General features: G+C 62.7%; 8 protein-coding genes and 2 tRNA genes. 6 read left to right on the forward strand and 4 right to left on the reverse strand.

The annotated features are described in order from the left end of the window. Positions 1-3: 3 nt before the first annotated feature. From HPY64_12200 to secG, 4 genes are all read right to left on the reverse strand, one after another. Positions 4-93: transfer RNA gene (locus HPY64_12200), tRNA-Ser, on the reverse strand. A gap of 19 nt (positions 94-112) precedes the next feature. After that, positions 113-199 (reverse strand) — tRNA-Ser (locus HPY64_12205). Positions 200-267: 68 nt separating this feature from the next. Continuing rightward, positions 268-2,043 (reverse strand): hypothetical protein, encoded by a 1,776-nt coding sequence (locus HPY64_12210; protein NPV67901.1) that lies wholly within the window; start codon positions 2,041-2,043, stop codon positions 268-270. 126 nt (positions 2,044-2,169) lie between these two features. Next, entirely contained in the window at positions 2,170-2,394 is a 225-nt protein-coding gene (secG, locus tag HPY64_12215) for a preprotein translocase subunit SecG (GenBank protein NPV67902.1), read from the reverse strand. 378 nt (positions 2,395-2,772) lie between these two features. Here secG and HPY64_12220 point away from each other — a divergent pair, with 378 nt between their 5' ends. The 6 genes from HPY64_12220 to murA all read left to right on the forward strand — a co-directional run bounded on the left by HPY64_12220 (position 2,773) and on the right by murA (position 12,893). Then, complete coding sequence (locus HPY64_12220) at positions 2,773-6,690, forward strand: DNA-directed RNA polymerase subunit beta (protein NPV67903.1); 3,918 nt, start codon at positions 2,773-2,775, stop codon at positions 6,688-6,690. 187 nt (positions 6,691-6,877) lie between these two features. Next, positions 6,878-7,615 (forward strand): ABC transporter ATP-binding protein, encoded by a 738-nt coding sequence (locus tag HPY64_12225; GenBank protein ID NPV67904.1) that lies wholly within the window; start codon positions 6,878-6,880, stop codon positions 7,613-7,615. Continuing rightward, a complete protein-coding gene (locus tag HPY64_12230) occupies positions 7,612-10,188 on the forward strand; it encodes an FtsX-like permease family protein (protein ID NPV67905.1) in 2,577 nt (858 codons plus the stop codon). The genes HPY64_12225 and HPY64_12230 overlap by 4 nt, the downstream gene beginning before the upstream one ends. Positions 10,189-10,273: 85 nt before the next feature. Next, the gene (locus HPY64_12235; protein ID NPV67906.1) at positions 10,274-10,675 is read left to right on the forward strand and encodes an HNH endonuclease; all 402 of its coding nucleotides are present in this window, start codon (positions 10,274-10,276) and stop codon (positions 10,673-10,675) included. 43 nt (positions 10,676-10,718) lie between these two features. Beyond that, positions 10,719-11,576 (forward strand): SAM-dependent chlorinase/fluorinase, encoded by an 858-nt coding sequence (locus tag HPY64_12240; GenBank protein NPV67907.1) that lies wholly within the window; start codon positions 10,719-10,721, stop codon positions 11,574-11,576. 30 nt (positions 11,577-11,606) lie between these two features. Beyond that, positions 11,607-12,893: a UDP-N-acetylglucosamine 1-carboxyvinyltransferase gene (gene murA / locus HPY64_12245; protein NPV67908.1), complete on the forward strand. Its 1,287-nt coding sequence runs from the start codon at positions 11,607-11,609 to the stop codon at positions 12,891-12,893. Positions 12,894-12,928: the final 35 nt, after the last annotated feature.

The following is a 12,928-nucleotide window of genomic DNA, read 5'->3' on the forward strand; positions in this document are numbered from 1 at the left end:
AGGCGGGGAGGACAGGATTCGAACCTGCGGTCGGCTTTAACCACCGACAACCGCTTAGCAGGCGGCCCCATTCGACCACTCTGGCACCTCCCCGGATATGAGGTTGTCAAGGCGGAGGGAGAGGGATTCGAACCCCCGGAGACCTTACGGCCTCAACGGTTTTCAAGACCGTCGCAATCGACCACTCTGCCATCCCTCCGGGCGACGAGAGGCTCCCACCGCGTGGGCAGTAGTATAGCATGGCGGTCAGGGTGGGTCAATCCTGTTTCAGCGCCCAACCAGTCGCCAGCCAGCCAGGCTAAAGAAGCGGTCCGCAGGTGTACTCATATAGCTGATTTCAATGCCCTCAAAGCGGGCGCTGACGGCATAGGCGTAAACCGGGTAGTACAGCGGCAGCGCCAGCGTGCGGCTGGCAAACACCTGCTGGAATTCAGCGTAATACTCAGCGCGGTGGATACCGTTTGGGTCGCGGCGGGCGCGTTCCAGCAATTCGCTGCTACGCCGATCGTTGATCCCAGCGTAGTTTTGGCCATCCGGATACTGGCCTTGATGCCAGAAGGCGTAGGGGTCAGGATCGACACGGGGACTCAGGCTCAACTCCACCAGCGCCACATCGAAGTCGCCGTCTTCCAGACGGCGGTAAAACTCCTGCAAAGGAACCGCCTCAAGGCGCACTTCCAGGCCGAGCTGCGACCACTGACTGGCCAGATCGGTCATCACAGCGACATGGAGCGGATCATCACTGCACAACAGGCCAAAATCATAGACTGGTGGTGGCTCGGTTGGGGTAAGCGTTGGCTCCACTGTTTCCTCTGGCGCCAGGGTGAGCGTCGGCTCCGGTGTAGGGGTGGGCCGGGCAAAGGTGATTGCGCCGAGGGACTCCCGCACGGCCACCGGATCATAAGCGGGCCAGGCGTCCACCTGCCGGTAGGCCCACGAGCCGGGGATCAGGGGGCTATCCGCCGCGACAGCTTTACCGCTCAACTGGCGATTGACAAGTCCTGTCCGGTCCACGCCGGCGATCAGCGCCTGACGCACCCGCTGGTCGCGGAAGGCGGCGGTATGCGCACTCTCCCAGTTGAACAGCACCACACCGAGAACCGGAGCAAGACTCAGGTGGGTGTGGACAATGCCGGCCTGCTCCAGATCAGTCACGGCCGTCGCATCAACACCACCCAGGCCGTCAATTTCCCCGGCACGCAGGGCAGCCAGAGCATCCTCCTGCGAACGGAACGTCCGGAAGACCAGTCGCTCCATAGCGTAAGTGCCGCGGCCTTCCGGGCGTTGCCGGAAGGCCGGCGCCACCCGCAAACTGACCGCAGTCACGCCTGCGTCGCTGCCACTGACTGCTTCCAGCTGGTACGGGCCAGTGCCAATCGGCGACAGGTTGAACGGGTGGCCGGGCAAGAGCGCCGCCGGCAATCCACCAAAGACATGAGCTGGCAGGATGCCCACCCGCAGATAATCGAGGAATGCCGCCAGCGGCTGAGCCAGCCGGAAACGCACGGTGTACTCGTCCAGGACTTCCAGCTCAACCGTCCGCCAGAAGGCGACCAAGTCCTCCGGCAGTGCGCTATCGGTAGACTGTAGCAGCGCAACCGTCGCTGCAACATCCGCCGCCGTAAATGGCAGGCCATCCTGCCACAGCACATCCTGGCGCAGGCGAAACACATACTCCAGCTGATTGCTGGCGATCAGCCATTCTGAAGCCAACAACGGCTGGTATTCGCCGTAAGCGTTGGTGGTTACCAACCCCTCGAAGATCAGGCGGGTGATGTCGCGGTCAACCGGATTCAGATCAGCATAAAGGGGATTCAGGCGTTGCACCTGGCCCACCACCCCTTCCCGGAATACCACCGGGGAGTCAATCGCCTGGGGTGGTAGTGGGGTCGGCAGGACTGTCGCTGACACAGGAGTGACCGTCGGTGGTGGCAACTGTGGGGGGGCTTCCTCTGGCTGGCCAGGCTGCAGGAGAATGGCCCCTCCCAGCAGGATAATGGCCAGGGTTAGCAGCAAGAGCTGCCACTTCAGTCCTCGCAGCACGCGGCTTCTCCTTTTCTCCTGGCCGGCGTGAAAGATCACGCCTGAGCGGATGGGATGCGGAACAACGGAAGGGGTGTTCTGCACGCGCAAAACACCCCGCCTCGTGCGCCCAGACCCACGGGAAGCTTAGCCGAAGAACGCAACGGTGACGATGGCAATAGTCAAAAAGGCGACCGCCAGGCCAATAGTCAGTTGAAACAGCGTCTTTTCCAGCCCGCGGCGAGTCTTGGTAATCGCCCCGCCTTCGCCGCCGAACAGGCTGCCCAGCCCGCTGCCCTTTGCCTGCAGGATGATCAGGACAATCAGGGCGACAGAAATGATGATCTGCACAATCTGCAGCGCCGTCTTCATGGTGTATGGTCTCCTCGTGTGTGGGCTGCCCGGGGATTGCCAAGCCAGCCATCAGCCCCGCACCGGCTTATTGTAGTCCAGTCAGGCTGCCGTTTCTAGCCCTTTTTGCGGCCAGGGTAGTCCAGGCGGCGGGATTATAGCAGCGCCGTTTCTACGCTGCAACCTGCCTTTTCTCCCCGCGCAGCCCCTGGCGCCCCGCAGCGCACATGCTGTGGAATTGAAAATCGTTCTTGACTTCCATACCCTTTCTCTGTAAAATGCTAGATTGCAGTTTTTCTGCTCTACCTCTTGGAAACGACGCAGCGGACATCACACATCGTCGGCCACTCGGATCGCGTGCTCACACCTTTGGGGAGTCAACTGCATAGAGGAGTGCTCATGAGGCGGCGGCTGGATACTAAGAATTACGCGCGGACGCACGACGTTCACCATTTGCCTTCCCTGATCGAGGTCCAGTTGGCCTCGTTCGACTGGTTCCTCAAAGAAGGGCTGGGCGAACTGTTTGACGAAATCAGCCCGATTGAGAGCTTTAACGGTAACCTGCGGCTCTACTTCCCCGGCAAATCGCCGGAAGCAGAGCAATTTGGCCTGAAGTACTGGTTCGAAGAGCCGAAGTACAGTGAAGAAGTCTGCCTTGAGCGCGACATCACCTATGCCGCACCGCTTTACATCCGGGTAGCTCTGGTCAACCGCGAGGCCGGTGACGAGGTCACCGTTTCCGACATCTTCATGGGGGACTTCCCCCTGATGACGGAAAAGGGCACCTTCATCATCAATGGCACCGAGCGCGTGGTGGTCAGCCAGCTCATCCGCAGCCCCGGTGTGTACTTTGCCGCAGAAGAGGATCGCACGACCGGGCGCTTCCTCTCTACCGCCAAGCTGATCCCCGATCGCGGCGCGTGGATGGAATTCGAAACGCGCAAGAGCGATTACATCACCATTAAGTTCAACCGCAAGCGCACAGTCCCCGTCACCATCCTGCTGCGTGCCCTGGCCGCTGTTGATGATGGCTACAGCCACATCTCCCCGATCAAGACCGGCACTGACGAAGAGCTTCTGGCCATCTATGCCGAGACGGACAACGACCCGGATCACCAGTACCTGCTGGGCACCATGAAGATGGAACCGCAGTGGGACCTGCGGGAAGGTCAGACCATTGCCGAGGCGGCGCTGCTGGAGTTCTACAAGCGGATGCGCCCCGGCGATCCCCCCACCCTGGATAACGCCCGCGAGTATCTGGTCAGCCAGCTCTTTGACCAGCGGCGTTACGATCTGGAGCGCGTGGGACGCTACAAGCTGAACCAGCGCCTGCGGCTGGACGACAAGATCGAACGCACCACCCGCACGGTCACCGCTTATGATCTAGTCGAACTGGTGCGCCGGATGATCCAGATCAACAACGGCGCCGCCAGCCCGGACGACATCGACCATCTGGGCAACCGTCGCGTCAAGACCGTCGGCGAGTTGATCCAGAACAAGTTGCGCGTGGGGATGCGCCGTACTGAGCGCGTCGTCCGCGAGCGCATGTCCATCCGTGAAAGCGAGAGCATCACCCCGGTGACGCTGGTCAACATCCGCCCCATCGTGGCGGCGGTACGCGAATTCTTTGGCTCCAGCCAGCTCAGCCAGTTCATGGATCAGACCAACCCACTGGCCGAGTTGACCCACAAGCGTACCCTCTCCGCCCTCGGCCCCGGCGGTCTGCGCCGGGAGCGCGCCGGCTTTGACGTGCGCGACGTGCATCACAGCCACTACGGGCGCATCTGCCCCATCGAAACACCGGAAGGTCCTAACATCGGCCTGATCGGACGCCTTTCCAGCTATGCTCGCGTCAACGAGTACGGCTTCATCGAGACACCCTACCGCAAGGTCCTGCGAAGCCTGCCCATTGACCACCCGGAACTGCCCGGTCGGCTGCTGGGTGAAGATGTCCTGCATCCGACCACTGACGAAGTGCTGGCGGAAGAAGGCACGCTGATCGACGAAGCACTGCTCAACAAGCTCCGCAAAGCTGGCGTCACTGATATCCCGATCCCGCCCTATGTGAGCAATGAAGTGCATTACCTCTCCGCCGATGAGGAAGACAACTACTTCATCGCTCAGGCCAACGCGTTGCTGGATGAACACGGGCAGTTCGTCGAGACACGCGTCTCTGCCCGGCACAATCAGAAGTTTGTGCGAGCCTCGATTGACCGGATCGACTTCATGGATGTCGCCCCGTGCCAGATCGTCGGCATCAGCGCTTCGCTGATCCCCTTCCTGGAGCACGACGACGCCAACCGCGCCCTGATGGGCTCCAACATGCAGCGGCAGGCCGTCCCCCTGCTCCAGCCCGATGTGCCGATCGTCAGCACCGGTATGGAAGATCAGGCGGCCTACGACAGCGGTCAAGTGCTGGTCGCTGATGTCTCCGGCGAGGTCATGAGCGTTCAGGGCGATCGCATCGTCATCAAGACAGATAGCGGCGAGCGTGTTTACCGCCTGCGCAAGTACAATCGCTCCAACCAGTCCACCTGCATCGACCAGCGCCCGATTGTGCGCAAGGGCCAGTGGGTGGAGGCCGGCACGATCATCGCGGATAGCTCCTCGACCGTCAACGGCAACCTGGCGTTGGGTCACGATGTGCTATGCGCTTTCCTGAGCTGGGAAGGCGGCAACTATGAGGACGCCCTGCTGGTCAGCGAGGCTTTGATCCGCGAGGACAAATTCACCAGCGTCCACATCGAAAAGCACGAGATCGAAGCCCGCGACACCAAGCTCGGCCCGGAGGAGATCACCCACGACATCCCCAACGTGGGCGAAGATGCGCTCAAGAACCTGGATGAGCGCGGCATCGTCCGTATCGGCGCGGAAGTCGGGCCGAATGACATCCTGGTTGGCAAGATCACCCCCAAGGGTGAGAAGGAACTCAGCCCGGAAGAGAAGCTCCTGCGCGCCATCTTCGGCGAAAAAGCGCGGGAGGTCAAGGATTCATCCCTGCGGCTGCCCCACGGCGAAAAAGGCAAGGTCGTCGACGTGCGCATCTTCGACCGGGAAGAGCACCGCGACCTGCCCGCTGGCGTTGACCAGATGGTGCGCGTCAGCGTGGCCCAGCGCCGCAAGCTCACCCAAGGCGACAAGATGGCTGGTCGCCACGGCAACAAGGGTGTGATCTCGCGGGTCGTCGCCATCGAGGATATGCCTTTCCTGGCCAACGGCGAGCCAATCGAGATCATCCTGAACCCGCTGGGTGTGCCGGGCCGGATGAACATCGGCCAGGTGTTGGAAACTCACCTGGGCTGGGCGGCGGATCGGCTGGGCTTCCGCGCTATCACGCCGGTGTTCGACGGCGCCGAGGAAAGCGAGATCGAAGCCGAACTTGGCCGCGCCTGGCTGATCGACGAGGCATGGAAAGACATCACCCGCCGGGCCTGGAACTGGCTGAAGGAACAGGAACACGATACCGAATACCTGGAAGACGACGACCAGGCCCGCCGCCTGTTCATCGAATACTGGCTGGGCCAGAATGGACGCTACGATCCCGAAATGCTGGCCCTCAATGAGGTCTACGCCCGCCGCGCCGTCCTGGCCGAATGGCTGCGCGAACGTGGCTACGACCCGGAGAAAGCCCTTACCTTCCAGATGGAGGGCCTGAGCCTGCGCGAGCGCGAAGAGCGCGATCGCTACGCCCGTGATATCGCCCTGCGCATCTGGCTGGAACAACAGGGCGTCAGCTACCAGCCCGACCTGTGGGGCGATGACCTCAAGGCGCTGGCCGACCGCGTGATGTTCCGGACGGGCGAGCCTGTGCCGATCTACGGCAAGATGTGGCTCTACGACGGCAAGACCGGCGAACGCTTTGACCGCCCGGTCACGGTGGGCTACATCCACATGCTCAAGCTGGCCCACCTGGTCGAGGACAAGGTGCACGCCCGCTCTACCGGCCCCTATAGCCTGGTCACCCAGCAACCGCTGGGCGGCAAGGCCCAGTTCGGTGGCCAGCGCTTTGGCGAGATGGAAGTGTGGGCGCTGGAAGCTTACGGCGCTGCCCACACCCTGCAGGAAATGCTGACCGTCAAATCGGACGATATTCAGGGTCGTGTCAAGACCTACGAAGCCATTGTCAAAGGCGAGCCAATTGAAGAACCGGGCATCCCGGCCAGCTTCCGTGTTCTGGTCAAAGAGCTGCAGAGCCTTGGCCTGGCCGTTGAAGCGATCACCGAAACCGGCGAAACCATCCGCTTTGGCAAGGAAGAAGAAAAGGCCCAGCAGGCCCGCGTGCCGGGTGGGCTGCTCAACCTGCATGAAGCGGAGTAGCCGCCAGCCCAGGCTACAACAATATGCGCTATCGCTGCTGCGCCGGCTCTCCTGGGCCGGCGCAGTCGCTTTGTAGCTGAAAAGTCTATGAGAGTTGCCTGTCTGACGCCGCACTGTCTAGCTATTGATCACGTTTTGTGATATGATACCTCGCATTCAGAGCGCTTTTCACAGGACAGAGACTGACATGGCCAACAACGACGGTCGCCGCCCGATCCTGGTGCAGGTACGAAGCCTGACCAAAATCTACGAACAAGGAGGCCGCCAGCTGGTCGTCCTCGACAATGTCGACCTGGACATCTTCACCGGCGAATTCCTGATCCTGCTGGGCAGCAGCGGCAGCGGCAAGAGCACTCTCCTCAACCTGCTCAGCGGCGTCGACCGCGCCGATCGTGGCGCCATTACCGTCAACGGCACAGATATCACCACCCTCAGCGAACACGAGCGTACCATCTTCCGCCGCGACCAAATGGGAATCGTCTTCCAGTTCTTCAACCTGATCCCCACCCTGACCGTCCTGGAGAATGTTACCCTGCCCTACGAGTTGCGCGGCCTGAATCACCGCCAGGGGCAAAAGCTGGCCCTGGCCATGCTGGAGCGCGTCGGCCTGGCGGAGCGCGCCACCGACTTCCCGGACAGGCTCAGCGGCGGGCAGCAGCAGCGCGTAGCCATCGCCCGCGCCCTGGTGCACGAGCCGATGCTCGTCCTGGCAGACGAACCCACCGGCAATCTTGACGAGGATACCGGCCAAGAAGTGCTTTCCCTGCTCTTGGAACTGACGCGCAACGCGGGCAAAACACTGGTTATGGCCACCCACAACCCCGCCATTGTCCCGCTGGCCGACCGGGTTTGCCGTGTGCAGCATGGCAAGCTCCATTTGGTCGCACCGAGCGCTGAAGCCTTCGCGGCGGTGAGTGAGCGATGATCGCCCGACGCCTGTTGATGTTCCGCCTGGCCCGGCGCTACATCAGCCGCCGCCTGTTGCAGAGCGTGCTGTTCGTTGTCGGCGTGGCTGTCGGTGTGGCAGTCGGCGTAGCCATCGATCTGGCCAACCGTTCAGCCAAACAAGCCTTCACCCTGAGCGCCCAGAGTATCAGCGGCAAGGCTACCCACCAGATCATCGGCGGCCCAGCGGGCCTGTCTACCGCGCTGTATACCCGCCTCCGGCTCGAATACGGTCTGCGTGCCAGCGCCCCGGTCGTGGACGCTTATGTGAGCGCGATGGAACTGGACAATCAGCCTCTGCGGTTGCTTGGTGTGGATGCCTTTGCAGAAGCCCCCTTCCGAGACTACCTGACCACAGCCGCCATTGAAGGCCAGAACCAGGCGGCCTTTGACGCCCTCAACCTCTTTTTGACCCGCCCCGGTGCCGTCCTGCTCAGTGCAACACTCGCCGACCGCTATGGCATCCAGCCAGGCGACAGCCTGACACTGGGCATCAATGCCGGGCAGGTCCGCGTGGAAGTTGCCGGACTGCTCCACCCAGGCGACAGCCTGAGCGCCCAGGCGCTGGACACACTGCTGCTGGCGGATATCGCCACTGCCCAGGAGTTGCTGGGCAAACCCGGCGTGCTCTCCCGTATCGACCTGATCCTCCCACCCGATTACGATGTCGCCGCCCTGACCGCCCTGTTGCCACCGGGCGCCACCCTGACCACGCCCGGCGCCAGAGATAACGCCTTGAGCCAGATGACCGCCGCTTTCGAGCTGAATCTGCGGGCGCTCAGCCTGCTGGCGCTGGTCGTTGGCGCCTTCTTGATCTACAACACAGTCACCTTCAGCGTCGTCCAGCGGCAACCGGTGATCGGGATCATGCGCTCGCTGGGCACCACCCGCCGCCAGATTTTCACCCTGATTCTGGGCGAGGCCATCCTGCTGGGCACGATTGGCACGATTCTGGGACTGGCGCTGGGGATTATCCTCGGCAGAGCCGTTGTCGGCCTGATCGCCCGGACGATCAGCGATCTATACTTCTCGGTGACGGTGCAGCGGGTGACCATCGACCCAGCCACGCTACTTACCGGCGCGATCATCGGCCTGGTGGCCAGCGTGATCGCCGCGCTGATCCCATCCTATGAAGCAACGCGCACGCCCCCCGCCGGGACTATGCGCCGTTCCGAGGTAGAGCGACGCTCGCAGCGTATCACACCGTACATGACGGCTGCCGCGCTCATCCTGGTTGTGCTGGGGATCGCCATTCTGCACGTACCCACCCAGAGCGTGGTCGCCGGTTTCGCTGCCCTGTTCCTGATCGTAGTCGGTAGCGCCCTGCTCACCCCGCTGGTCTTGATCGGGATCATGCGCCTGGTCACGCCGCTGATGACATGGCTGTTCGGCGTAGTCGGGCGTCTTGCCCCCCGCGACGTGATCCGCTCCCTGAGCCGTACAGCGATCGCCGTAGCCGCCCTGACGATTGCCGTCAGCGTGATCGTCGGCGTCGGGATCATGATTGCCAGCTTCCGCCTGACCGTGACTGACTGGCTGAACGTCACCCTCGGCGCGGATATCTTCGTCTCGCCACACACCCTCGGCGGGACCCGTGCTACCGCCGATCTGGACCCGGCTCTGGTTGACCGGCTGGCGGCCGTTGATGGTGTGACGCGGGTCAGCACCGTCCGCAACGTCACCGTCACCGCCCCGGATTACCCGGACCTGCCCCCGGCTAACCTCTCAGCGATCACTCATGACATCAGCCAGCGGCGCTTCGCCTGGAATCTGGCCCCGGATGGCGACTGGTGGCCGCTGCTGGTCGATGGCGGGGTCATCGTGACCGAACCGTTCGCCTACCGGCGTGGCATCACACCGGAGCGTAACACCATCACCCTGTTGACCGATCGCGGGCCGCAGACGTTCACCGTCATCGGCGTCTACTACGACTACACTACCGACCAGGGGACGATCACGATGTATGACGGGGTCTACCGGCGCTACTTCGACGACCCCTTTGTCTCGTCACTGGGTCTGGATGTCGCCCCCGGAGTCGACCCGCAGGCGGTGATCGATACCCTCCGCACGGAGACGCTGGCCGGGCAGAATCTGATCGTCCGCAGCAATAGGGGCCTGCGTGATAGCGCCCTGGAGGTCTTCGAGCGCACCTTCGCCATCACCACCGCCCTGCAACTGCTGGCGACGCTCGTCGCCTTCATCGGCATCCTGAGCGCGCTGATGTCCCTGCAACTGGAGCATGCCCGCGAATACGCCGTGATGCGCGCCAACGGCCTGACCCCGCGCCAGCTCTGGCAGCTCACGCTCACCCAGACCGGCCTGATGGGCGGAGTGGCGGGTCTGCTGGCCGCGCCGATCGGGCTGGCCCTGGCTATCGTCCTGATCGAGGTGATCAATGTCCGGTCCTTCGGGTGGAGCATGCAGATCGCCTTCGTACCGGGCGAATTCGCCGGGGCGTTTGCCGTGGCGCTGGCGGCGGCGCTGCTGGCTGGCGTCTATCCTGCCTGGCGGCTGAGCCGCCTGCCGGTAGCTGAGGGGCTGCGGATGGAGTAAGATCTCCCTCTTATCCTGCGCTTTTGCCCCCCCCTGAGGACAGCCCTATAATGATCCTCAGCGCAGCGCCGTTGGAGAGGTAAGTATGTTCACCAAAGGCAAGGAGTACCGGCGGCGTGATATCCACAAGCTTTACGGCGGTCAGGAACAGGGTGGCATCAGCACACCCGCAAGCCACAACATGGTCTTTCTGTTCCGCAGCCCGCGAGGACAGGAATCCGGCTACGTTGATGGGTGGACCGATCAAGGTACCTATTTCTACACCGGCGAAGGCCAGCGTGGCGATATGGAGTTCAAGCGGGGCAATGCTGCCATCCGCGATCATCTTGCCGCCGGCAAGGAGCTTCACCTTTTCGAGCAGAGTAGACCAGGGTACGTGATCTACGTCGGACAGATGGTGTACCAGGGTTATCACTACCAGCAAGGGCCAGATGCGCAGGGCTATATTCGCCAGATGATCGTCTTTGAGCTTAAGCCGGTCGGCTAAAGCCCCCTTGCCACGCCCCCACCCCGCCGCTACAATCCCCGTTATGAGCAACCCCGCTACCCTCCCGCCCATCGCCCTGCTGAGCGATTTCGGCACGCGCGACGCCTATGTCGGCACGATGAAGGGCGTCCTGCAGCGCGAATGCCCCGGCGTGCCCATGATCGACCTCACCCACGAGATCGCTCCGCAGAACGTACGCCAGGCAGCCTTCGTACTGTGGACATCTTACCGCTACTTCCCAGGGGGGACGGTCTTCCTGGTCGTAGTCGATCCTGGCGTAGGTGGGCGCCGTCGCGCTCTTGCCATCCAGGCCGGGGATTTCCGCTTTGTCGGGCCAGACAACGGCGTCTTCAGCGAGGTGCTGGCTGAATTGCGTGACTGGCAGGCAGTAGCCCTTAACGAAGTGCTGATTGCACCGGAAGGCCTCTCCGCCACCTTCCACGGACGCGACCTCTTCGCACCAGCCGCCGCCCGGCTGGCCTGCGGGCAGCCGCTGGCTACCCTGGGCCGTCCAGTCACTGACCTGATTACCCTGCCCATCCCGGCCCTGTCTGTCACGCCACACGCTTTTAGCGGGGAGATCATCTACATTGACCACTTTGGCAACGCCGTCACCAGCATCGGTACCTGTCGCTGGGGTGCTGACGGCCGTTTGACCCTGACACCGCGCTTGCAGCCGGATGCCGCTCCGATCACCTTTGACCCGACTCGCGTGACCCTAACAGTGGGCGGGCAGCGCTTCACCCGCATTGCCCGTACCTATACCGAAGTCAAACCAGGCAGTCCTGTTCCCCTGATTAACAGCGCCGGTCAGCTAGAGATTGCCGTCAACCAGGGCAATGCCCGCCAGGTGCTTGGCCTGGCCGTCGGTGACAGAGTAACCGTGCTACCCGGCCCATGATCCTGCGCCCCTTTGCCCAGGAGCACATCTATGGAACAATTCGTGATCGAAGGCGGATACCCCCTGCGCGGCGAGATCACAGCTAGCGGTAACAAAAACGCTGCGCTGAAAATGCTCCCCGCCTGTTTACTCACCGATGAGCCGGTCACCCTCCACAACGTACCGGATATCGCCGACGTCCGGATCACTGCCGAATTGCTGGAGCACCTGGGCGCGACCATCGAACGGCTGGACGCGCATACCTGGCGCGTTCACGCGCCCACGATCCGGACAACCGATCTCCCCCCGGAGAAGGCGCGCCTGATCCGCAGTAGTGTTGTACTGGCCGGGCCGTTGCTTGCCCGCGAGGGCCAGGCTACCCTGCCCGGCCCCGGCGGAGATGTAATCGGTCGCCGTCGCCTGGATACACACATCCTGGCCCTGGAGAAGCTCGGCGCACAGATTGACCACGAGGGCGGCACGTTCCACATGCGTACTAACGGCCTGCGGGGAGCGAACATCCTGCTGGACGAAGCCAGCGTCACCGCCACAGAAAACGCCATCATGGCGGCAGTATGTGCCAGTGGCACCACCATCCTGCGCAACGCTGCCTCGGAGCCGCATGTGCAGAACCTGTGTCATATGCTGAATGCCATGGGCGCCCAGATCGAAAACATCGGCTCCAACACACTGACCATCCACGGCGTCAAGCGCCTGCATGGCTGCGAAGCCCGTGTGGGAGCCGACTACCTGGAGGTGGGCAGCTTCATCGGCGCGGCGGCGATAACCGGTGGCGAGATCACCATCCGGGAAGCTGACCCGGAACATCTGGACATGATCGCCCTGGTCTTCGGCAGACTGGGCGTGGAATGGCAGGTGCGCGGGCGGGATATCTTCATCCCCGCCACCCAGGAATTGACTATCCGCAAAGACCTGGGCAACCGCATCCCGGAGATCAAGGCGCAGCCCTGGCCCGCCTTTCCTTCTGACCTGCTGAGCATCGCTCTGACCGTCGCCACGCAGGCTGCCGGTTCTGTGCTATTCCACGAATGGATGTATGACGGGCGCTTCTTCTTCACCGACAAGTTGATTAGCATGGGCGCACGGATCGTGCTCTGCGACCCCCATCGGGCGCTGGTGTACGGTCCTACGCCGCTGCACGCCGTGCCCAGCATCTCCAGCCCGGATATCCGCGCCGGGATGGCTCTGCTGCTGGCGGCGCTGGCCGCTCCCGGTCAGACAACCATCCAGAACATCCGCCAGATCGATCGCGGCTATGAGCGCGTTGAGGAAAAGCTGAGTGCGCTCGGCGCGCACATCACGCGCCTGAACGCCTGACCCACAAAAACAATGGGAGCGGCGTAACCCCGCTC

Source organism: Anaerolineae bacterium, from assembly GCA_013178165.1.
Lineage (GTDB): Bacteria > Chloroflexota > Anaerolineae > Aggregatilineales > Ch27 > Ch27.